This is a genomic window from Streptomyces uncialis, assembly GCF_036250755.1.
In the GTDB taxonomy this organism is placed as follows: domain Bacteria; phylum Actinomycetota; class Actinomycetes; order Streptomycetales; family Streptomycetaceae; genus Streptomyces; species Streptomyces uncialis.
In genome coordinates this window covers 8,827,127-8,849,306 of sequence record NZ_CP109583.1, presented here as the reverse complement: position 1 = coordinate 8,849,306, position 22,180 = coordinate 8,827,127, and the positions used below count along the sequence as shown (strand labels likewise).

The following is a 22,180-nucleotide window of genomic DNA, read 5'->3' as shown; positions in this document are numbered from 1 at the left end:
GCCGCGCGAGGAGTACACGCGGGTCAACCGGCTATCCATGGAAGGTCGTGACTTCTTCGAGCGCGGCCCGCCCGGCCGTGACGTGGTTGACCGGCGCCGCTTCGTCGGCGTAGCCGAAGGAGACACCTACGAGCAGTTGCCCTCCGCCGACCCCGAGTGCGGCGCGGACCGTGTCGGCGTAGAAGCTCAGCAGCCCTTGCGGACAACTCGCCACGCCGTAGGCGGTCATCGCCAGGAGCAGCGTCTGCATATAGGCACCGGCGTCGGCGGCCAGCCGGGCCCCGCCGCCCCCGGTGACGAACAGGAACGCGACGTGCGGCGCGCCGTAGAAGCCCAGGCTCTGCGCGTCGTAGTCCGCCCTGGCCTCGTGATCGTGAGCACCGATCCCCAGCGCTCCGTACAGCTGGGCGCCGAACGCCGCCCGGCGGGCCTGGAGCACCGGTGTGTACATGTCCTCGGAATACGGAAGGTCGACCGAGATCCGCTTCTCGGCGTGCGCCGTCCGCAAGGCGTCGGCCAGGCGCTCACGAGTATCGCCGCTCGCCACCTCCACCCGCCAGGGCTGCGCGTTGGAGTTCGACGGCGCGGCGCCTGCCAGCGAGAAGATCGCACGCATCGTGTCCTCGGGCACGGCTTCCGGACGGAACCCACGGGTCGCGTGACGGCCGCGTATCAGCTTCTCCGCACAGTCACTCAGCTCGGTGGGGACCAACAGGCTCATGGAACACTCCTCGACAGCAGCCAATGTAAACGCAACCGTTTACTACGCATGACCGTAACAGGCGGCACCTCCTGAAGTAAACGCGGCCGTACACTTGCTGCATGAGTGCGACGACTACGGCATCCCAAGGGCGGGGGCGTGGCGGACGGGAGCGCATCCTGGCCGCCGCCGCCCGGCTGTTCGCGACCCACGGGATCAACCCGACCGGTATGGAGCAGGTGGCGGAGGCGGCGCCGGTGTCCAAGCGCACGCTCTACGCGCACTTCCGGACCAAGAGCGACCTGGTGATCGCCCACCTCCACGACCTCACCTCGTCGGGAGCCATTCTGGAACACGTGCTGACCCGCGAGGACATCCCCCCGCTGGAGCGGATCCTCGGGCTGTTCGAACCCATGCCGGACGCGACACCGGTACGAGGGTGCCCCTTCATCGACGCCGCGGCGGAGTTCCCCGATCCGGAGAGCGCGGTCCACTCCTACGCCCGCGAACAGAAACTGCTGATGGTACGGCTGGTCACCGAACTGGTGACGGAACTGGGCTGCTCCGAGCCCGCCGAAGTCGCCGAACAGCTGGTCACCCTCGCGGACGGGGCCGCCAGTCGTGCCATGGTGCTCGGTGAGGCGGACTACGGCCGGCACGCGCGGAAGGCAGCGAAGACCCTTCTCGCGCACGCCCTGCCGAGCACGGCCTGAGGCGGAGGAGTTCCGCACCGCGGCCGAGCGCCGTCGGCCGATTCGGAGCTCGGCCCCGGCACTCACGCCGTCGCCGCCCCTCCGGGCCCCTGCGAGCAGGCGGCCCTGAGGGCACTTCCGCTCAGGGGCGGCGCTTGGGGTGAAGCAACTGCTCCCGCAGAGCCGTGAGCTGGTGCGAGGTCTCCACCGCGCGGTTCTCGTCGAGTGTGGCCAGCGCGAGCAGCAGCGCGTCCGCGACGATCAGGCCGGTCAGGGACTCCGCCGTGATGCCGGTCGGGGTGTGCGGGGCGGTGAGGACGGCCTCGACGTGGTCCGCGTACTCCTCGCCCAGCTCATCCGTCACCAGGACGGCCTTGGCGCCGACCGCGCGGGCGCGTTCCATCATGACCGTGAGCTCCACGAGCCGGCGGCCCGGCTGGAAGATCACCACGATGTCGCCCTGCCCCAGGGCCAGCAGCTGGTCGGCGAGGGCGAAGCCGGTCTCGGAGACGAAGCGGGACCGGCGGCCGATCCTGCCGAGCGCGAGCGAGAGGTGGCGGGCGCCCGGTTCGGAAGCGGCCACTCCGTAGCAGAACACTTCGCGTGCTTCGGTCAGGGCGGCCACGGCGCGCTTGAACGCCTCGGGTTCGGTGAGGCGTCTGGCGTGGTCCACGCGGTCCTGGGCCTCGTCGAAGACATCGGTCCAGATGGACTCCAGGTCCTGGCCGACATGCGCGATGCGCTGCTTGAGGCGTTCCTCGGGGGCGACGGCCGCGGTGAAGTCGTTGGCGAGCTCGCGTTTCAGGGCGGGCAGGCCGGCGTACCCGAGGCGTTGCAGCGCCCGTACGACGGTGGCGTTGCTGGTGGAGCTCGCGGCTCCCAGCTCCTGAGCGCTGGCGAAGAGCAGTTGCTCGACGGGGACGCTGGCCAGGTGCTGCGCGACGGCCCGCTCGGATGTGGACAGATCGTCCCATTGGGCCCGGATCACTGCGCGCAGCCGGGTCGCCGCGGTCCCGTTCTCTGGAATTTTCATTACAACCATTGACTTTCACGAGGCCGACGTTACTGTCCTGGTCAGCGAGTTCCAAGTGGAACGTAACTTGAAATCAACGTTACAGGATCGTCCTGGTCCTTTGGCGTCGTTCCGCGTTCCGCAGCGAGGAGAAGAATGACACCCCGTCCCACCGGCACCGGACCCGCCCGGGTCCTCCCGGTCATCGAGATCTCCGGCGGACCCCGCCGGCGCGGTGTCCAGTACGGCGAGGCCGTGCGCCCCCAACTGCACGCCGCACTCGGCTACTACGAGGAGGCGTTCGGCCGCTCCTCCGGGCTGACCTGGGACCGGGTCACCACCCTGGCCGCCCGCTGGCTGGAGCCCGTGCGTGACTACGCGCCCCACCTCGTCGAGGAGATGCAGGGCATCGCGGACGGCGCGGGCGTCGGCCTGCTGGACGTCCTCGCCCTGAACGCCCGGGGCGAGGTCATCTACGACAAGTCCTTCGCACGGATGGAGGCCGACGGGCAGCCGGGCGAGGAGGAACCCGCCGAGGGCTGCACCTCCTTCGCCGCCTACGGCGAGGCCAGCGGCGACGGCCATGTCTACGCCGGGCAGAACTGGGACTGGCGGGCCGGTGTGGCCGACACCGTGGTCATGATCCGGATCGTGCAGCCCCCCAGACCGACCCTGATCATGCAGGTGGAGGCCGGACAGATCGGCCGCCAGGGCGCCAACTCCGCCGGGATCGCCTTCAACGCCAATGGTCTCGGCGGCCGGTTCGACGACAAGGTCGGGCTGCCCCAGACCGTCGTACGCCGCAGTGTCCTGGACCAGGGCAACATCACCGACGCACTCGACGTGCTCTGCCGCACCCGGGCCCATATCGCCAGCAACGCGCTCCTCACCTGCCGCGAGGGCTTCGCCATCGACCTGGAGACCACCCCGGCCGGACACGGCTGGATGTACCCGACGGACGGCCTGCTCGTCCACGGCAACCACTACCAGGCGGGCATCCCCGCTCCGCTCGCCGCCACCGGGTACCGCCCCCTGTCGTCCGACTCCCTGGTCCGTGTCCCACGCGCCGAACAAGGGCTCAAGGCCCTGCGCGACTCCGCCGGGCCCGACGAGTCACGCGCGATCATCCGCGAGGCGATGTCGGACCACCTCGGCCACCCCGAGTCCCTGTGCACCCACGCCGACCCCCGGCAGCCCGCCGTCGAGCACTGGACGACGCTCGTCTCCTCCCTGACCGATCTGACCACCGGTGACTACCACGTGACCGCCGGAACCCCCTGCGACCGCGAGTACCAGCACCTCCCCTGGAACCTCTACGACGGCCCGCACGGCCGGAACTGACAGGACATCAGTGTGATGACCCACGCCTCTTCAAGAACCAAGGCCCTGGCCGCGGGCCTCGTCACGGCCGTGACCCTCGCCGCCGCCGGATGCAGCGGAGCCACCCGGGACACCACGGACGGCTCCGGCACCGCCGACGCCGCAACGCTCGCACTCACCCCGGTCACCACCCCGGCCAAGGGCGCGCTCGCAAGCGCCGACTGGCTCCTGGAGGACGAGCCGGACTCCCTCGATCTGGACACCCAGGGCACCAGCGCGGGCCGCGTCGTCCTCACCAATGTCTGCGAGCGGCTCTACCAGCTGCAACCGGACATGTCGACGAAACCCTTCCTCGCACAGAAGGCCGAGACCCCCGACGACAAGACCCTCGTACTGACACTGCGCGCCGGTGTCACCTTCCACGACGGCACCCCGATGACCGCCGACGACGTGCTGTGGAGCCTTCAGCGGCACGCCGACCCCGACATGGAACAGGGCGACGAGTTCGCCAACATCGCCGCGATGCGCAAGACCGGCGACCGCCGGATCACGATCACCTTCAAGACGCCGGACGCCATGTTCTTCAAGGCCCTCGCCGGTGACGCGGGCATCGTCTGGAACAAGGAGCAGGTCGAGAAGGCGGGCGAGGACTTCGGGACACCGGGACAGCCCGACGCCTGCACCGGCCCGTACCGGCTGAGCGACTGGAAGTCCGGCAACTCGATCACCATCGAGCGCTACGACGACTACTGGGGCAGGAAACCGCTCACCAAGCAGGTCACCTTCCGTTGGGCCGCCGACAGCGCCCTCGTCAACGCCCTGACGACCGGGGCCGCCGACGGCGCGTACGCCGAGTCGCCCAACACCGCGGCCGCGCTGAAGAACAAGAAGGGCGTCGAGCAGCACTACGGGCCCTCCACCGCCTCCCTCGTCCTCATCCCGACCGAGCGCGGCGGGCTCAAGGACCCCAAAGTCCGCCGGGCGCTCTCCCTCGCGCTGGACCGTGAGGGCATCGCCGCGTCCGGCTACGGCGGCATGGTCCAGCCCTGGGGCACCCCGGTCGGCTCCGGCGCCTGGGGCTACGCGAAGCCCGTCTTCGAAGCCGCCCAGAAAGCCGTCGCCCACGCCCCCGCCAGCCCGAGCACCGAGGATCTCAGCACCGCCAGGGAGCTGGTGAAGAAGTCGGGAGCCGACCCCGCCGAACCGATCGTGATCGGCACGGACTCCAGCCAGGGCCGTTCCGTCGTCGCCAACGCCGTCCGCGCCGCGCTCCAGCGGATCGGCCTCAAGGGGCAGATCAAGACGGTTCCCGCCGCACAGTTCGAGCAGTTCTACAGCGCCCCCCAGGAACGCGCCGACATCGATGTACTCGTCGGAGACTGGTACATCTCCAAGGCCGACCCCATGGGCTTCTACGACAACGCCCTGTCCGACTCCTCCAACAACTGGGTCGGCTTCAAGGACGACGCCTACGACGCCAAGGTGAGGAAAGCGCTCGCCACACTCGACGACGCCGAGCGCGCGAAGCTCACGGTCGACATCCAGAAGACGTTCACGGACGCGGCCGTCTGGATCTCGGTGGCCCAGGTGCCGTCCGTACTCGTCCTCAACAAGGACATGACCGGGCCGCCCGCCTCCATGGCCTACCTCTACTACCCGTGGGCCGCCGAGCTCGGCGCGAAGAAGGGCTGACCGCGCATGCTCGCCCGGATCTCCCGGCGACTGGCCGGACTGCTGGCCACACTCGTCGCCGCCTCGTTCGTCATCTTCGCCGCCGTGTACGCGGCACCCGGCGACCCCGCCGTGTTCCTGGCCGGGGGCCGCGACAAACTCTCCCCGGAGAAGCTGGAGCTGGTCCGGGCCCAGTACCACCTCGACGAACCTCTCGTCGTGCAGTACGGGCGCTGGCTCGGGGACTGCCTCCAGCTCGACCTCGGCCGCTCCTTCAAGTACAGCGACCAGGTCGCCGATCTGCTGGCCGCCCGCTTCCCCACGACACTCGCCCTCGTCGCGTACGCGACCGTGCTCTTCGTCGTCCTCGGGGTCGGCGCGGGTGTCCTCGCCGCCGTGCGCCGCGGCACCTGGATCGACTCGGCGATCGTCGGCGGGACGACCCTGGCCGCCTCCGTCCCCTCGTTCGTCTCCGCGATCGCCCTGGTCGCGGTCCTCGGCGTCCAGCTCGGCTGGTTCCCGGTGTCCGGCAGCGGCACGGGACTCGCCGGTACGGTGCACCACCTGACACTCCCCGCGCTGTCCCTGGCGCTCGGCGCGCTCGCCCTGATCAGCCGGGTGACCCGGCAGTCGATGGTCGACGCGGGCACCGCCGACCACGTCGAGGTCGCCCGCGCCAGCGGTGTCCGCGAACGGGACATCGTGGTCCGGCACATCCTGCGCAACGCGCTCGGCCCGATCGTCACCATGTGCGGTCTGGTCATGGCGGGCATGCTGGCCGGCACGGTCGTCGTGGAGACCGCCTTCGGGATCAGCGGCATCGGCTCGCTCCTCGTCGGCGCGATCAACACCCATGACTTCCCCGTCGCGCAGGCCGTGCTCCTCGTCATGGTGACCGGATACATGGTCGTGACCACCCTCGTCGACCTGGCCCATCCGCTGCTCGACCCCCGGGTGAAAGGAACCGCCGCATGAGCGCGCTCACCCTTGCCCCCGCCGGGCGAAGGAGCGGAAGGAACCGGCCCCCGACAGGCGTCGTGATCGCGGGCACGACACTCGTCCTCGTCGTCCTCGCGGCACTCCTCGCACCCCTGCTCGCACCGTACGCACCCGATGCCATCGACCTCTCCGCGTCACTGGTGGGAACCGGCCCGCAACATCCGCTCGGCACCGACTCCTCCGGACAGGACCTCCTCTCCAGGGTGCTGTACGGAGCCCGCACCAGCCTGATCGCCCCCGCGCTGCTGCTGGCCATCGCGGCCGTCCTCGGCGTCACCCTCGGCACGCTCGCCGCATGGCGCGGCGGCTGGGTGGACACCGTCGTCTCCCGCCTCACCGACGTGATGTACGCCTTCCCCGGGCTGCTGTTCACCGTGCTGATCATCGCGGTCTTCGGCACCGGGACGACGACCTCGGTCATCGCGCTGGGCCTCGCCTACACGCCGACCGTCGCCAAGTACACGCGCTCGGTGGCACTCTCCGAACGCCACAAGCCCTACATCGACGCCTACCGCGTCCAGGGCATGGGCGGCGCCCGGATCTGCGCCCGCTATCTCGTCCCCAACCTCGGCCGGTCGATCACCGGATATCTGGTGGTGCTGTTCGGCGAGGCCCTGATGTCCCTGGCCACGCTCTCCTATCTGGGCTTCGGCGCCCAGCCACCGAGCTCCGACTGGGGTCTGATGGTGCAGGAGGGACAGGCCGCCGTCGTCCAGGGCGCGCTCCTGCCCGCCCTGGTACCCGGCGTCGCCATCGCCCTGGTCGTGGTCTCCTTCAACGTCGTCGGGGTCTGGGCCGCCGACCGACTCGGCACCAGGAGGTAGCCGCATGCTCCTCGACATCGAGAACCTCACCCTCGAATACCCCGGCACCGCCCGCCCCGTACTCAACCGCGTCTCCCTCCAGGTGGCGAGCGGCGAGGTAGTCGGCCTCGTCGGGGAATCCGGCTCCGGCAAGTCGACCACCGCCAAAGCCGCGTTGCGCACCCACCCCGGCGCGGCGGCGGTCTCCGGCGCGGTGCGCGTCGACGGCACGGATGTCCTCGCCCTGACCGGGGAGGCCCTGCGCCTGCACCGGGCCCGCACGGTCGCCATGGTCCACCAGGACCCGCGCTCCGCGCTGAACCCGGTCCGCCGCGTCGGGGACTTCCTCGCCGAACGGCTCTCGGGGACCGGGCTCGGCGGGAAGGCGGCCCGCACCCGGGCCGTCGAACTCCTCGGCACGGTCGGCATCCCCGATCCGCGACGGCGCGCCCGTCAACGCCCGCACGAACTGTCCGGGGGCATGCTCCAGCGCGTCGTGATCGCCGGAGCCCTGGCCGCCGGACCGAAGCTGCTCCTCGCGGACGAGGCGACCAGCGCCCTCGACGTCACCACCCAGGCCGAGATCCTCGCCCTCCTGCGTACCCTGCGCGCCGAACGTGGCCTGGGGCTCCTGTTCATCACGCACGATCTCCAGCTGGCCGCCGCGTACTGCGACCGGGTGTATGTGATGTACGCGGGACGGATCGTCGAGGAGCGGCCCGCCGGGGACCTCTTCGACCGGCCCCGCCACCCCTACACGAAGGGTCTGCTGGCCTGCTCCCCGACGCTGGGGGCGAGCGGGAGGGAGATCCGTCCGATCCCGGGCCGTCCGCCGTCGCTGGCGGACGCCTTCAGCGGCTGCGAGTTCGCCGACCGCTGCCCGGACGCCGAACCGGAGTGCTCGACCTGGCGGCCCGAACCCGTGCCGCTGGCCGACACGGGCACGGCGGCCTGCCGCCGCCTGTCCGCGCCGGTGGGCCAGGGCGCCGAGAAGAGGAGTCACCGATGACGCCCCAAGCGCCGACGGCCGCACCGCTGCTGAGCGTGAACGGACTGCGCAAGACCTACCGACTGCCCGGCGGAGGCCGTCTCACGGCGGCGGACGACATCACCTTCAGCGTCCCGGCGGGCGGCTCACTCGGGATCGTCGGCGAGTCCGGGTCCGGGAAGACCACCGTGGCCCGCATGCTGGTAGGGCTGGTGAGCCCGGACGCGGGCACCGTCGCCGTCTCCGGACAGCTCCGCGCCCCACGCACCCCGCGCGGCCGGAAGGCGCGGCTGGCACGGGCCCGGCAGATCCAGATGGTCTTCCAGGACCCCTATGTCTCGCTGGACCCCCGGCTCACCGCACGGCAGTGCGTCACCACTGCCCTGCGCCTTCACGGCCGGGACGCGAAGGCGGCCGACGGACTGCTCGACCAAGTGGGGCTCGGCGCCCGGGAAGCGGACGCCGGACCGCACCGCCTCTCGGGCGGCCAGCGTCAACGACTGGCCATCGCACGGGCACTGGCCGTCGAACCGCGGGTGCTCGTCCTCGACGAAGCGGTGGCCGCCCTGGACGTCTCCATCCAGGCACAGATCCTCCAGCTTCTGGGCGAGATCCGCGACGACACCGGGGTGGCCCTCGTCTTCGTCAGTCACGACCTCGCGGTCGTCCACCACATCACCGACGAGGTCGTGGTGATGCGGCACGGCACGGTGGTGGAACAAGGACCGACAGCGGATGTCCTCGCCGGACCCCGGCACCCCTACACGCGGCTGCTGCTGGCGTCGGTGCCGCGAGCCGGCTGGGACCCGGCCGACGCGGTCACGGCGCGAGCCGCCATGGTCTGAGCACCGCGTCGACGGGGCAGCGGGGGGGGACGGCCCGGGCGGGACGCCGCTGCCCGGAACCGTGCGGTACAGGCCGACCGGCCGCGAGCAGCACCTGTTCGCTCGCCTGTCGGCTACCAGCTGTCGTCTGCCTCGCGGAGACCAACCAACGCCTTAGGAACGGCAGTTGAGGGAGAGCGGGACAGAGGCGGCCGACGTGGATGGATCTTACGTTGATACCATCGGCGCCATGGGACCTCTGACGCCAGAGCTAGCCGACCTCGTCATCGCCCTGATCAGCTTCCTCACCGTCTTCGCGATCTTCACGCGGGTCCTTCTCCCCCGTATCGAGAAGGTCCTGAAAGAACGTGACGAGGCGATCGACGGCACGACCGCCCGAGCCGCCGACATCGAGGAGGAAGCACGCCGCGTCCGCGACCAGTACCGCGCCGATCTCACCGCCGCCCGCCAGGAAGCCGCCCGGCTCCGCCAGACCGCAGCCGAAGAAGGCGCCTCCCTCCTGGCCGTCCTGCGCGAGGAAGGACAGAAGGAGCGCGAAAAGGTCGTGGCATCGGCGAGGACACAGCTGGAAGCCGATCGGATCATCGCGGAAGCCGAACTGCGGGAAGCCACGTTCGCCCTGGCCCTTGAACTCGCGGGCCGCATCGTCGGTGAATCAGTCGACGACCTGCCGAACGCCCGTACCATCGCGGACGACTTCTTCGCCGAGCTCGACGAGCCGGAGGAATCTCTCAGGACCTGACCAGACAGGTCGGTTCCTGCGCCGGTCGGTTCCTGCCGCGCCTCCGGGTCTCGCGCAGCGGACGGCTTTGGCGGTGGAGTGGGCTGTCCGGGGTGAATCCCTGCACGGCGGACCTCGAACGGTGGGCCGACCATGCCACCCCGCGCGTTCAGCGGCGGCTCAACCGGAAGGCGGGACGGGGCACTTGCCCCGTCCCGCCTGGTGCGGTCGGCCCGCTCAACGGCTCCCCGGCCTGGGCCCGGGTGTCAGTGGGCCTGGCGCACGGGGACGTCGTCCCGGTCCGGGGTCCGGTCCTCCGGGTCGGGGTCCTGTCGCACGGCGGGTGAGGCGGCCGGGCGGGTGCCCTGGTCGAAGAAGGCGCCGATGACCACCACGACGGCTCCGACGATCAGGATGAGGGAGACGCCCCAGGTGGCGTTGGTCGCGCTGGCGCCGACGATGGCCAGGGCCGCCAGCGGGGCCAGGCCGCCCGAGAGGGCCGCGCCGAGCTCCCGTCCGGTGCCGACCCCGCTGACCCGGACGTCCGCCGGGAACTGCCGGGAGAGGAAGGCGCCTTGCGGGGCGAACATGGCCGGTGCCAGCACGCCCGTCGCGATGATCAGGCACACCCAGATCACGACCGAGTTCTGGGTGTCGAGCAGCACGAAGAACGGGAAGGCGAAGAGCGCCGAGGCGACGCCGCCGCACGCGAGGACCTTGCGGCTGCCGAAGCGGTCGCTCGCCCACCCGAAGAGCGGCACGGTGACGATGGCGGTGGCACTGGCCAGGGTGACTCCGAACGCCCCGACGCTCGCCGAGACGTCCTGGAAGTCCGAGAGATAGGCCAGGGAGAAGGTCTTGAAGATGTAGCTGAGGGCGTTGTAGCCCAAGGAGACGGCCAGGACCACGAGGAGGCCGCGTCGCTGCTTGCGCAGCAGGGTGACGAACGGCAGCTGCTGGGCGGAGCCCTCCTGCTCCTTCTTGTTCTGGTGGAAGTCGGGTGACTCGGGGACGCGGCTGCGCACCCACAGGCCCACGCCCGCGAGGGCGAAGCTCGCGACGAACGGGACGCGCCAGCCCCAGGTCAGGAGTATCTCCTCGTCCAGGCTGGTGAGCACCGTGACGGTCAGCGACGACAGCAGCAGTCCGAGGTTGAGTCCCAGGGCCGGCCAGGCGCCCTGCCGGCCGCGCCGGTTCTCGTCGGCGTGCTCATAGGCGACCACCGCCGCGCTGCTGTACTCGGCCCCGGCTCCGAGACCCTGGAAGATACGCAGGACCACCAGGGCGATCGGCGCCGCGACGCCGACGGACTCGTAGGTCGGCAGCAGTCCGATCAGCCCTGTGGAGATGCCCATCAGGACGAAGGTGATGATCAGTACGTTCCGTCGGCCGATGCGGTCGGCGAGGTGACCGAACATGATGCCGCCCAGCGGGCGGGCCAGGAATCCGGCCGCGAAGGTCGCGAAAGCGGCCATGGTGCCGGCCGCGTCATCGCTCTGCGGGAAGAAGATCTTGCCGAAGACCAGCGCGGCCATGGAGGCGTAGAGATAGAAGTCGTACCACTCCAGCGCCGAGCCCACGATGGTGGCGGTGGCGACGCGGCGGCGCGCGACGGCGGGAGGCGGTCCGGGGTTGTGCGGGGCGTTCGCCATGAGCTGTCCTCGATCTCCGTTGAAAGAAGAGGGGAAGAGAGGGGAAGGGGAAGAGGCGGCGGGGCCTGCGACTGCGGGGAGCGGTCAGGCCGCGGCGGACTCTTCGCGTACGGTGCGGGCGGAATCCTCGTGGCCGAGCTGTTCGAAGACGTCGGCGGCGATCCGGCTTCCGATACGCAGGCTCGATGTGGCCGCGGGTGACGGCGCGTTGAGCACATGGACGGCGCGCGGGGTGCGGCTGATGACGAAGTCGTCGACCAGTCGCCCGTCCGCCGTGACGGCTTGCGCGCGGACGCCGCTTCCGTGCCGCCGCATGTCCTTGCTCTCGATCTCCGGGACCAGACGGCGGACATCGCGGACGAACAGCGGCCAGATCAGCGAGCGGCTGATCTCGGTGACCCCGTGCCGCCAGAAGCGCCGGGTGAGGCCGCGCAGCGCCGGGTCCCGCAGCAGCTCGGCCACCATACGGGGGTCGACGTCGCGCCAGCGGTAGCCCTGACGGGCCAGCGCGGGGACGGCGTTGGGTCCCACGTGGACGGAGCCGTCGAGCATCGGGGTGATGTGCACGCCGAGGAAGGGGAGCTCGGGGTCGGGCACGGGGTAGACGGGGTTGTTGACCAGCCCTCGGCGGCCGGGCCTGATCTCGGCGTACTCGCCGCGGAAGGGCATGATCCGTACCGTCGGGCGGTCACCGGCCGCCGTCGCGATCTTGTCGCTGTGCAGGCCCGCGCAGTTCACGAGGGTCCGGGCCCGCAGTTCCTCACCAGGGGTGTGGATCACGGTCCGGTCCGCGGTGGCGGTGAAGGAGAGGGCCGGCGACCGGGTGCGCAGCTGGGCGCCGAGTGCGTTCAGCTCGGCCGCCAGCGCCCGGCACACCTGGGCGAAGTCGGTCATGGCGGTGTCGGCGACCGACAGCGCGGCGACCCCCGCGACATGCGGTTCCCGTTCGGCGAACTCGGCGCGGCTCAGCCGCTGGACCGTGACACCGTTCGCCCGGCCGCGCTCCGCGAGCGCGTCCAGTCCCGGGAGCTGGGACGTGGACGTGGCCACCACGAGCTTCCCGGTGCGCTTGACGGGCACCTCGTGCTGCTCGCAGTACCGGATCATCTCCTCCCCGCCGGCCCGGGCCAGCCGGGCCTTGAGGGAGCCGGGCGCGTAGTACAGGCCGCTGTGGATGACGTTGCTGTTGTGCCCGGACTGGTGGGCGCCCCAGTGCGCCTCCTTCTCCAGGACCGTGACGGACAGATCCGGGCGGGCCCGCAGCAGCGCCCGGGCTGTGGCGAGCCCGAGCAGCCCCCCTCCGATGACGGCGACGTCGACGTCACGTGACATCCGGTGGCCCTTTCTGGTGGCGTGGAACAGACGATCCGCAGCGGCTGTATACAGTCGCTGCGACTGGAGAGGTGAATGTATACAGCCGCTACGTGGGTGCACAAGAGACCGGGATAGAGTGTCGAGGTGACCCGAGCAGCACGGACCCCCCGCACGAGCAACAGCGCCGGCGTCATCGCCGAACGGCTACGCACCTCCATCCGCGACGGCGGACTGCTCCCGGGCACCCGTCTGGTGCAGGAGAAGCTCGCGACCGAGCTGAAGGTGAGCCGCATCCCCCTGCGCGAGGCCATGCACACGCTGGCCGCCGAGGGCCTGATCGAAGTGCGGCCGCAGCGCGGCATGGTCGTCGCCGAGCTCAGCCACGGCGAGATCGCCGAACTCTTCGAACTGCGCCTCCAGATGGAGCCGCACCTGGCCGACGAGATCGTGCGCGGCTGCCGCGACCGGGACATCGACGAACTCCAGGACCTCGCCGACGAGATGCGCCGCCAGGGCGGCGACGCCGCGGGCCGGGCCTCCCTCAACTACGAGTTCCACCGGCGTATCTACGCCCTCTCCGAGCGACGGCTCACCCTGCGCTTCGTCGACCAGCTGCTGCACCTCGTCGAGCCGTACAGCCGGCGCTGGGCGCGCTCGGGCCACGACCTCGACCGCATCGACGACGAACACCAGCGGATGGTCGACGCGCTGCGCGACCGTGACGCGGCGGCGCTGCGCCACGTGATCACGGCGCATGTCGAAGGCGCCCGCGATCACGTCATGGCCGCCCAGCGAGGCGAGTGACCCCCGGGCCGTCGCCGCCGGGCGGACCCACGGCCGCGTGACGGCTTCGGCCTCGCTCCGACGACGGCCGACGCGCGCACCCCGCCCCCAGGGTTCGACAGCACCCCGCCACACCCTCCCGGCCTCGCAGGGCCGGACGGCGGCCCGACATACCCTCCCCGCCCCGCGGCCGGTGTCGGCCTCCGCCCCGCATCCAGCCGGTGCTGACCCCCGCTCCCCGCATCGCTCCTGCCCGGCACGCCGATAACGATCACCGACCGGCAGGATTTCGCGCGAACTCCGGATTCCTTCACCTTCGGGCTGCTCATGATTCGCGACCTTCACAAGTCGGCCCACATAGGACCGGATTTGAGCGGGCGGATATTTTGACGGGTTTTCATCGGTTCCACGGTCGCCCGTTCGGGTGGTAGCGGTGTAGCGGTGGGGTGACATGGCCGATATCGGGGAGGGAAAGAGGCGAGCGGGCACCGGCTTGCATGCCGACCAACTGAAAGGGGTGGGGTTGGTGTTGGGGATGAATGCGGTGGTGCTGGGCGGCGGGATGAGCGGGTTGATGGCCGCGCATGTGCTGGCGGGTCATTTTGAGCGAGTGACGCTGGTGGAGCGTGATGGCGGCGGGAGCGCGGATCCACGGCGCGGCGTTCCACAGGGATGGCATCCGCATGTTCTCGCGTTGAAAGCGGCACCGCTGCTGGAGCGTTTGTTTCAGGGGCTCGGCGAGGAGTTCATCGCGAGCGGCGGGCTCCGCGTGGGGATGCTGGACCAGCATCGGATCAATTACTACGGCCATCAGTTCCGCCAGTCGAAGAGCGAACTGGAAACCGTGTGGGCGAGCAGGCCGTTTCTTGAGGAAGGGATTCGCTCAAGGGTACGCGCTCATACGAATGTGACGACGCGGTTCGGATGGGAGGCGGTGGCCCCGATCTCCGGCCCGCCCGGTCGGGTGACGGGGGTCAGAATCGCTCGTATCGACGACGGCGAGGCCGAGGATCTCACGGCGGAGCTGGTGGTCGACGCGACAGGCCGCGGAGGCCGCGCCCGGGGCTGGTTGGGCGAGATGGGATATGAGGCACCCCGGGAGGACCGGGTCCAGGTGAACCTGGGTTACGCGAGCCGGTTGGTGGAGTGCGCGCCGGACGTACTGGGCCACGATCGGGCGATCGTGGTGGGACCGAGGCTGGATCGCCCACGGGGCTTCTACTTCACCGTCCAGGAGGCGGGGCAGTGGACGATGACGGTCTTCGGCTACGGCGATCACCGTCCGAGCGTGGACCCCGACCGGTTGATGGCCCAGGCGGAGGCCCTGGCCCCTCCCGATGTGTGGGAGGTCATCCGGTCGGCGCGGGTGTCGCCCGAGGTGCATTCCTTCCAGGTGCCCAGGACCTTTCGGCGCCGCTACGACCGACTGTCACGTTTCCCCGAGGGGCTGTTGGTGACAGGGGACGCTCTGGCGGTCCTGAATCCCCTTTACGGTACGGGAATCATGTCTTCGGCAGCGTATGCGCTGGTTCTTCAAGAGCGGTTGCGTGAAGGGCTCGACGGTATCCATCGAGGATTCTTCCGGGACGCGGCGCGAGTGGTGCTCGAACCGTGGTTGTTCTCAAGCCTCTCCGACTCCTTCCTTCCTGGTGTGAAGGGCTTCCGGGCACCCGGTTCGGGAGTCGCTTCATGGTATCTGCGCCGTATGGTGGCGGCCGCGCAGCATGACGCGACGGTAGCGGCCGCATTCGTTCGCGTCGCGGGAGCGCTGGACAGTCCGCTGGCGTTGGCCCGGCCCGCGATCATGCGTCGGGTGATCGGACCGCGGAAGGGTTGACCTCGGCGTCGCGGCCGTACGACCGACGCCGCGGGTACCTGCCCGCGCCGGGAAGTCACCCGCACAACGACATGTCTACGTGGGGACGGGCTGACAGCAAACGGAGCGAGGGGTGTTCATCCCGCTCTCATTCGCCGGTAATTTCTCGTACTTGGGCAATCGAGTTCCGTCGACGGGTCGCTTTTCGCTCCCCGGGGTGAGAGGTGGCCACAGCCGAATACGCGCCCTTGTTGGAAACCCGGCGAAGGCGCACCATGGGCGACGAGGGCCGGTAACAGACCTGACCGATATCCGTGATTCGAGGATTCCGAAACAATCCGAGAGCATGACGGTGGACTGGAGTCGCACATGGCTGGGGAGAAGCACGCACCCGTGACGGTCATCGGGCTGGGTGCGATGGGTGCCGCGCTCGCGGAGGCGTTCATCAGGACCGGACATCCGACCACGGTGTGGAATCGCAGCCCCGCGAAGGCCGCGCGACTCATGGAGAAGGGCGCGGTGCACGAGGCGGCCGTCGAAGCGGCCGTCCGCGCGAGTCCACTGATCGTCACCTGTCTGACCACGTACGACGTCACACGTCGGTGTCTGGGACCGGCGGTCGAGGCGCTGGCCGGCCGTACGCTGGTCACGCTGAACAGCGGCACCCCCCAGGGCGCGCGCGAGATGGCCGGCTGGGCGGCGGAGCACGGGGCGGCGTTCCTCGACGGTGCGGTCATGAGTGTGCCGGAGGCCGTCGGCGCGCCGGACACGCTCTTGTTGTACGGCGGTGACGACGCCATCTTCGGCGACCACGCGGCGGCACTGCGCGCGCTGGGCGGCGACACCGTTCATCTCGGCGCCGAGCCGGACAGCGCGGCGCTGTACGACTCGGCGCTGGGCGGCATCCTGTTGCCGACCCTCCTCGGATTCCTCCAGGGCGTCGCCCTCATCACCGCGCGGGGCCGCCCGGCCGGCAGCCTGGCGCCGTACGCCGCCGCGTGGCTGGAGAAGATCGGAGCCATCCTTCCCGCCCTCGCGGAAGAGGTCGACACCGGCGAGTACGGCGATCCCGCCTCCTCGGTGGGCATCTTCCACGACGGGATCGAGTCGCTCGTCCGTGACAGCGCGTCGGAGGAGGGGGCGAGCATCGATGTCGCCTGGCTCGCTCCCGTCCAGGACCTGCTCCGGCGGGCCATCGCCGACGGCCATCGGGACCAGAGCATCTCGGTACTGGTCGAACTGCTCAGAAGGCCGGGCCGAACGGCATGACACCGGCCGAAGGGCCGCTCCGGTCGCCCACGTACCTGTCCCACCGACCACAAGCCCATCGGGAACCGGGTACGGCCCCCCGACCACCGACGCCAAGGAGTTGAACCGGTGCACGGAACTGAAGCTCCGACGGATCGGCGCCCGACAGCATGAGCGCCGATCCGTTCACCACCGCGCGGCACATCAGCCTGACCACGTTCCGGGCGGACGGGACGGGGGTCGCCACGCCCGTCTGGTTCGCGCAGAAGGACGGGAAGCTCTACGTCTGGACGCCCAGCGACTCCTGGAAGGTCAAACGGCTGCGCCGTGACCCCCGGGTGGTGATCACGGTGTGCGACGCACGCGGCAGGGTCCGCGAGGGCGCCCACAGCGCCGAGGGGACCGCCGAACTCCTCGACGACCCGTCCGGGGTCCGCGAGCTGCTCGCCCGCAAGTACACATGGCAGTTCCACCTGGTCGACCTCCAGCGCAAGGCGCTGCGGAGAACGCAGCCCGCGAGCGGCGTCGTCCTCACTCTCGCCGTCACCGACGCCTGACCTCCGCCGACCGGGACGCCCGAGGCCCCCGGGCCCTTCCGAGTCCGCCGGGGACCCGGTTCCCCCGAAGCGGCGGAAGCACACCGCCGCCGGACCGGAGCGCCGCCGGGGGCTCCGCGACACCCCCGGGGTGCCGGTGGGTTCCCGCGCGGTTACCGGTCGTGCGGGGAACAAGGCGGGGCGGTTACGTATCGCCTGATAGGTCTTCCCCGACCGTTCGTCAACTCCAGCAGGGAGCCCCCATGAACGTGAACACCGACGAACACGCAGACGAGGAGGCCGCGCACCCGGCGGCGGGCGTCGGCGGGCTGTACGACCGGAACACCGAGCTCGTGGACGGGGCGGCCGACGGGAACATCCACTTCGGCTACTGGGAGGGCGACTCCGACAGCAGCTCGTTCCTGGAGGCCACGGACCGGCTCACGGATCTGGTGGCGGAGCGGGTACCGGCCGGGTCGGGGCGGCGGCTGCTCGATGTGGGCTGCGGCACCGGCAGACCCGCGCTGCGGCTGGCCGCGGCCTCCGGGGCGCATGTCGTCGGGGTGTCGATCAGCCATCAGGAGATCGAGCTGGCCCAGGCACGGGCGGCGAGGTCCGGACTGGGCGACCGGGTCCGCTTCGCGTTCGCGGACGCCATGACTCTGCCGTTCGACGACGCGTCCTTCGACGCCGCCTGGGCCATCGAATCGCTCACTCATATGTCGGACCGGACGGAAGCGCTCCGTGAGATCCGCCGGACGCTGCGTCCGGGCGGACGGGTCGTCATCTCCGACTTCCTGCTGCGCCGTCCGCCCACCGGGGCGGCCAAGGAGATCGTCGACCATATGTGCGAGGTGTTCCAGGCTCCGTCGGTCGCCGGGCCGGACGAGCACTGGTCCGCGGTGCGGGGGGCCGGTTTCGAGGTGGTCGAGTTCACCGACATCGGCGAGAACGTCCGCCGTTCCTTCATCGAGATCCCTGAGTTCCTGGGACGGGCCGGAGCCGCGGTCGAGGAAGGCGCCGACATCGAGTTCCTGGCCTCGGCCGACTCCTTCTCCCAGGCCGCCACCCTGTCCGAGGTGGGCTATGTCCTGATCGTGGCGGAGCGCCCGGCCGACTGACAGCCCCTCCGGGGCCGACCGCCCGGGAAGGTCCGGGCGGAAGGGCAAGCGACACGGGCCGGACAGGCGGTACGGGCAGGACAGACGGGCACGGGCCGGACGGGCGGCACGGCCTCCGCGATCGTGCCGGAGGGGTCGTGACGGGGCCGAGCCCGCCGGTCCCCTCTCCCCCGCCGGGGCCCTTCCCGGAGCCGCTCAGTGCCAGCCGCTCCGCCGCCAGACACCCGGACCGCGCCAGCCTGGCTGCCGACGTACCCAGGGCGTACGCCGGTACCCGTGGTGCGGCTCGCTCCCGCCGAGATCCGCGGCGCGCCGGGTCCGCACGGCGGTGAGGACCCGTAGCACCACCAGTACGGCGGCGATCTCCTCGTCGGTGGGCGTGCCGCGCAGGATCCGGACGGGCCGCGGGCGGGCGGGGTTCACAGCGGGATGTTCCCGTGCTTGCGCGGGGACCGGGTGACGCGCTTGTCCCGCAGTGCCCGCAGGGCCGCGGCGGTCTGCCGACGGGTCTCATGAGGCATGATGACCATGTCGACATAGCCGCGTTCGGCGGCCATGTACGGATTGCAGAGCGCCTTGTCGTACGCGGCGCGCAGCCGCTCGCGCTCGGCGTCCGGGTCGTCGGAGGCCTCCAGTGCCCGCCGGTGGAGCACTCCCACGGCGCTCTCGCCTCCCATGACCGCGATCTCGGCCGTCGGCCAGGCGAGATTCACATCGACGCCCTGGTGCTTGGAGCCCATCACCCCGTATCCGCCGCCGTATGCCTTGCGGGTGACCACGGTGACCATGGGCACGGTCGCCTCGGCATAGGCGTAGAAGAGCTTCGCGCCTCTGCGGATGATCCCGCTCCGCTCCTGTTCGAGGGCGGGGATGAAGCCCGGTACATCGACGAAGGTCAGCAGCGGGACGTGGAACGCGTCGCAGGTCCTGATGAACCGTGCCGCCTTCTCGCTGGCGTCGATGTCGAGCGCACCCGCCATGACGGCCGGCTGATTGGCCACGACTCCCACGCTGCGGCCCTCGACCCGACCGAATCCGCAGATCATGTTGCGGGCGAACAGCGGCTGCACCTCAAGGAGTTCACCGTCGTCGAGCACGGTCTGCACCAGGCTGAGCATGTCGTAGGGCTGGTTGCGGTCGTCGGGGATCAGCCGGTCCAGGGCGAGGTCCGCCGCACTGGTCGCGTCCGTCCAGCCGGGGTCGTGGTGGACGGGCGGGTCCTCCATGTTGTTCGACGGCAGATAGCCCAGGAGCTGGCGTACGTAGGCGAAGGCATCCTTCTCGTCGGCGGCCAGGTAGTGGGCGTCGCCGGAGACGGTGTTGTGGACGCGGGCGCCGCCCAGGGTCTCGCGGTCGACGCTCTGGCCGGTGACAGTGCGCAGCACCTCCGGTCCGGTGACGAACATATGGGAGATGCCGTCGACCATGACGACGAAGTCGGTCATCGCGGGGGCGTAGACGGCTCCGCCCGCGCAGGGGCCGGTCATGAGGGAGATCTGCGGCACCACGCCCGAGGCGTCCACATGCCGCTTGCCCAGTTCGGAGTAGAGAGCGAGTGCGACGACGCCTTCCTGGATGCGCGCGCCGCCGGAGTCGTTGATGCCGATGATGGGGGCGCCGGTGCGCAGGGCGAAGTCCATCACCTTCACGACCTTCTCGCCGAAGACCTCGCCCAGGGAGCCGCCGAAGACGGTGAAGTCCTGGGCGAAGAGACAGACCCGGCGGCCGTCGACGGTGCCGTATCCGGTGATCACCCCGTCGCCGAGGGGCCGGTCCCGTTCGAGGCCGAAGTTGTGGCTGCGGTGCCGGGCGAGGGCGTCGAGTTCGACGAAGGAGCCCCGGTCGAGCAGGGCCTCGATACGTTCGCGCGCCGTCAGTTTGCCCTTGGCGTGCTGACGCTCGACGGCCCGGGAATCCTCCGGTCGGCTCAGCAGGGCCCGGCGTCGGGCCAGTTCGGCGAGCCGCTCCCGGGTGGTCCCGCCGTCGCTGTCGCCGGATTCGGGGGGCGGGGGCTTCGCGGGGCCGGGGCCGGTCATCGGGAGACCTCCGCGGAGCGTACGGGCGCGGGGGGCGGGGGGACGGCGGCGGAGCGCAGGGTGCCGTCCGTGTACCGCTGTGCGCACTCGCGTCGCCGTACCTTGCCGCTCGATGTGCGGGGCAGCGTGCCGCGGCGGACGATCAGGATGTCGTCCGCCGCCAGGCGGTGGTGTTCGCGGATCGCGTCGTGGACGTGCGCGCGCAGCAGCCGCTCCCCCGGCTCCCTGAGTACCTTGCCGTCCGCTTCGACGACGACCACCAGCCGCTCGGCCGTGCCGTCGTCGGTGGAGAAGGCGGCGGCGCAGTTGGGGTGCAGGCCGGACACCGCGGACTCCGCGGTGAGTTCGAGGTCCTGCGGGTAGTGGTTGCGGCCCTGGCGGATGATGATGTCCTTGAGTCTGCCGGTGACATACAGTTCGCCGTCCCGTACGAATCCGAGGTCGCCGGTACGCAGATGGGTCCCGGGCGCCCCGGCGGACGACGGGGCGTCGGCGGCGGTACCGCTCAGCCGGGCGCGGAACGTCGCCTCGCTCAGTTCCGGCCTGCCGAGGTATCCGGCGGCGACGCACGGTCCGCTGATCCAGATCTCACCGATCACGTCCGGCGGGCACGGTTCCAGGGTGACCGGGTCGACGGCGCGCACTTGTGTGTCCAGGACCGGAACTCCGCTGCTCACCACCGGTGTCGCGTCGTCGTCGGTCCCGCTCACCGGCCGGACCCGGTTCTGGCCGAGGGCGTCGGCGGACAGGAACAGCACGGCGGGTTCGCGGTCCTGGGGTGTGCCGGTGGCTTTGAGGGTGTTCTCGGCGAGTCCGTACCCGGGGGCCATGGCGCGGGCGGCGAAGCCGTACGGGGCGAAGGTCTCGGAGAAGGAGCGGAGTGTCCTCCAGCGGATGGGTTCCGCGCCGTTGCCGGCCACCCGCCAGCTGGAGAGGTCGCCCACCCGTGCGGTCCGGCCCTCGCGGGCGGCGCGCACACACATCTCGTACGCGAAGCTCGGTGCCGCCGAGTGGGTCGCCCGGAAGCGTGAGACGGCCTCCAGCCAGCGGGCCGGGCGGCGGATGAAAGCGCCGGGCGCCATCAGATAGGACGGTGCTCCGGTCCACAGCGGGAGCAGTACGCCGAACAGCATGCCCATGTCGTGGAAGAGCGGCAGCCAGGAGACGAAGACGCCGTCCTGTCCGAGGGGCCAGAGGGCTTCCGTCTCCATGGCGTTGCAGCGGAAGTTGGCGTGGGTGACCATCACGCCTTTTGGGTCGCCGGTGGAGCCGGAGGTGTACTGGAGCAGGGCGATGCCTTCGGGACGAAGGTCGCGGTCGTCCCTCGGGGCCGTCACGTCGCGCGGTGCCGAGGCGATGGTGTCGGTGGCGAGCAGGGTGAGTCCGGCGAGCTCCGGCAGACCGCCGAACCGCTCCCGCAGGTCCCGGGCGACCTCGGCGGTGGTCAGCACCGTGGTCGTGCCCGCGTCATGGGCGATACGGCGCAGCGTCTCGACGTCCTGGCGGCGCCGGGGGACCTGGACGGGGGCACCGGCGACATCCGCGTACATGCAGCCCAGCAGGGCGCGGATGAACTCCGGTCCGGACGGATGGAGCAGGATCGCGGTGCGGCCGGCCAGTCCGGCTTCCTCGAAGACGGTGGCCCGGGAGCGCGCCGCGTCGTCGAGCTGCCGCCAGGTGAGCCGTTCGCCGGGTTCCTCGCCGTCGCGGAGGAAGACGTAGGCGGTCCCGTCGGGCTGTTTCTCGCTGCGTGTCCGCAAGGCGCCGGGAATGGTCCGCGCGTGGTCGGGGGGCGGCGGTGTCATGAGGCCGCCCCGACGGACCGGGGACGCTCCGGGGGCGTGGCGGTGGCCGTGCGGCTCAGGGAGAGGACGGCCAGGATGATTTCTCTGGTGCTGGGCATCGCGGAGAGTGGGGAATGGC

The 22,180-nt window shown here is 70.7% G+C and carries 20 protein-coding genes; 13 read left to right on the top strand and 7 right to left on the bottom strand.

Annotation, left to right across the window (positions count from 1 at the left end; genetic code table 11):
* Positions 1 to 31 precede the first annotated feature (31 nt).
* Complete coding sequence (locus OG711_RS36955) at positions 32 to 721, bottom strand: nitroreductase (RefSeq protein WP_329563213.1); 690 nt, start codon at positions 719 to 721, stop codon at positions 32 to 34.
* A gap of 101 nt (positions 722 to 822) precedes the next feature.
* Between OG711_RS36955 and OG711_RS36950 the strand changes: the two genes are divergently transcribed.
* Entirely contained in the window at positions 823 to 1,413 is a 591-nt protein-coding gene (locus OG711_RS36950; protein ID WP_329563211.1) for a TetR/AcrR family transcriptional regulator, read from the top strand.
* A 121-nt stretch (positions 1,414 to 1,534) separates the two neighbouring features.
* Here OG711_RS36950 and OG711_RS36945 read toward each other — a convergent pair whose 3' ends face one another.
* Positions 1,535 to 2,425, bottom strand: coding sequence for a MurR/RpiR family transcriptional regulator (locus tag OG711_RS36945; protein WP_266511195.1), 891 nt, complete (start codon positions 2,423 to 2,425; stop codon positions 1,535 to 1,537).
* Between the two features lie 135 nt (positions 2,426 to 2,560).
* Here OG711_RS36945 and OG711_RS36940 point away from each other — a divergent pair, with 135 nt between their 5' ends.
* The 7 genes from OG711_RS36940 (at position 2,561) to OG711_RS36910 (ending at position 9,772) form a co-directional block, all read left to right on the top strand.
* The gene (locus tag OG711_RS36940) at positions 2,561 to 3,745 is read left to right on the top strand and encodes a C45 family autoproteolytic acyltransferase/hydolase (RefSeq protein WP_073788285.1); all 1,185 of its coding nucleotides are present in this window, start codon (positions 2,561 to 2,563) and stop codon (positions 3,743 to 3,745) included.
* Between the two features lie 15 nt (positions 3,746 to 3,760).
* Positions 3,761 to 5,416 carry an ABC transporter substrate-binding protein gene (locus tag OG711_RS36935; RefSeq protein WP_329563208.1) on the top strand — a complete coding sequence of 552 codons (1,656 nt, stop codon included), beginning with the start codon at positions 3,761 to 3,763 and terminating at the stop codon, positions 5,414 to 5,416.
* Positions 5,417 to 5,422: 6 nt separating this feature from the next.
* Entirely contained in the window at positions 5,423 to 6,370 is a 948-nt protein-coding gene (locus OG711_RS36930) for an ABC transporter permease (RefSeq protein ID WP_329563206.1), read from the top strand.
* Positions 6,367 to 7,218, top strand: coding sequence for an ABC transporter permease (locus OG711_RS36925; protein ID WP_329563204.1), 852 nt, complete (start codon positions 6,367 to 6,369; stop codon positions 7,216 to 7,218). Before OG711_RS36930 ends, OG711_RS36925 begins: the two co-directional genes overlap by 4 nt.
* 4 nt (positions 7,219 to 7,222) lie before the next feature.
* On the top strand, positions 7,223 to 8,206 hold the full coding sequence (locus OG711_RS36920; RefSeq protein ID WP_329563202.1) for an ABC transporter ATP-binding protein: 984 nt from the start codon (positions 7,223 to 7,225) through the stop codon (positions 8,204 to 8,206).
* Positions 8,203 to 9,030: an ABC transporter ATP-binding protein gene (locus OG711_RS36915; RefSeq protein WP_266511213.1), complete on the top strand. Its 828-nt coding sequence runs from the start codon at positions 8,203 to 8,205 to the stop codon at positions 9,028 to 9,030. The genes OG711_RS36920 and OG711_RS36915 overlap by 4 nt, the downstream gene beginning before the upstream one ends.
* A 229-nt stretch (positions 9,031 to 9,259) precedes the next feature.
* Positions 9,260 to 9,772 (top strand): F0F1 ATP synthase subunit B family protein, encoded by a 513-nt coding sequence (locus tag OG711_RS36910; protein ID WP_329563200.1) that lies wholly within the window; start codon positions 9,260 to 9,262, stop codon positions 9,770 to 9,772.
* Positions 9,773 to 10,017: 245 nt separating this feature from the next.
* On the opposite strand, the gene OG711_RS36905 is transcribed toward OG711_RS36910, so the two are convergent.
* Both OG711_RS36905 and lhgO read right to left on the bottom strand, forming a co-directional pair.
* Positions 10,018 to 11,403 (bottom strand): MFS transporter, encoded by a 1,386-nt coding sequence (locus tag OG711_RS36905; protein WP_329563198.1) that lies wholly within the window; start codon positions 11,401 to 11,403, stop codon positions 10,018 to 10,020.
* 84 nt (positions 11,404 to 11,487) lie between these two features.
* Complete coding sequence (lhgO, locus tag OG711_RS36900; protein ID WP_329563196.1) at positions 11,488 to 12,735, bottom strand: L-2-hydroxyglutarate oxidase; 1,248 nt, start codon at positions 12,733 to 12,735, stop codon at positions 11,488 to 11,490.
* Between the two features lie 126 nt (positions 12,736 to 12,861).
* Here lhgO and OG711_RS36895 point away from each other — a divergent pair, with 126 nt between their 5' ends.
* The 5 genes from OG711_RS36895 to OG711_RS36875 all read left to right on the top strand — a co-directional run bounded on the left by OG711_RS36895 (position 12,862) and on the right by OG711_RS36875 (position 18,221).
* Positions 12,862 to 13,521: a GntR family transcriptional regulator gene (locus tag OG711_RS36895; RefSeq protein ID WP_099279358.1), complete on the top strand. Its 660-nt coding sequence runs from the start codon at positions 12,862 to 12,864 to the stop codon at positions 13,519 to 13,521.
* Positions 13,522 to 13,951: 430 nt separating this feature from the next.
* The gene (locus OG711_RS36890) at positions 13,952 to 15,337 is read left to right on the top strand and encodes an FAD-dependent oxidoreductase (RefSeq protein ID WP_329563193.1); all 1,386 of its coding nucleotides are present in this window, start codon (positions 13,952 to 13,954) and stop codon (positions 15,335 to 15,337) included.
* Positions 15,338 to 15,685: 348 nt separating this feature from the next.
* Complete coding sequence (locus OG711_RS36885) at positions 15,686 to 16,585, top strand: NAD(P)-dependent oxidoreductase (protein WP_329563191.1); 900 nt, start codon at positions 15,686 to 15,688, stop codon at positions 16,583 to 16,585.
* Positions 16,586 to 16,734: 149 nt separating this feature from the next.
* Positions 16,735 to 17,121, top strand: coding sequence for a PPOX class F420-dependent oxidoreductase (locus tag OG711_RS36880; protein ID WP_329563189.1), 387 nt, complete (start codon positions 16,735 to 16,737; stop codon positions 17,119 to 17,121).
* Between the two features lie 242 nt (positions 17,122 to 17,363).
* The gene (locus tag OG711_RS36875) at positions 17,364 to 18,221 is read left to right on the top strand and encodes a methyltransferase domain-containing protein (RefSeq protein WP_329563187.1); all 858 of its coding nucleotides are present in this window, start codon (positions 17,364 to 17,366) and stop codon (positions 18,219 to 18,221) included.
* A gap of 195 nt (positions 18,222 to 18,416) precedes the next feature.
* Here the strand turns inward: OG711_RS36875 and OG711_RS36870 are convergent, their stop codons facing one another.
* From OG711_RS36870 to OG711_RS36860, 3 genes are read right to left on the bottom strand one after another with little or no spacing between them, the layout of a single operon-like run.
* Complete coding sequence (locus OG711_RS36870) at positions 18,417 to 18,644, bottom strand: acyl-CoA carboxylase subunit epsilon (RefSeq protein WP_329563185.1); 228 nt, start codon at positions 18,642 to 18,644, stop codon at positions 18,417 to 18,419.
* The gene (locus OG711_RS36865; RefSeq protein ID WP_073788341.1) at positions 18,641 to 20,257 is read right to left on the bottom strand and encodes an acyl-CoA carboxylase subunit beta; all 1,617 of its coding nucleotides are present in this window, start codon (positions 20,255 to 20,257) and stop codon (positions 18,641 to 18,643) included. The genes OG711_RS36870 and OG711_RS36865 overlap by 4 nt, the downstream gene beginning before the upstream one ends.
* Positions 20,254 to 22,062, bottom strand: a complete 1,809-nt coding sequence (locus OG711_RS36860) for a fatty acyl-AMP ligase (RefSeq protein WP_329563182.1) — start codon at positions 22,060 to 22,062, stop codon at positions 20,254 to 20,256. Before OG711_RS36860 ends, OG711_RS36865 begins: the two co-directional genes overlap by 4 nt.
* Positions 22,063 to 22,180: the final 118 nt, after the last annotated feature.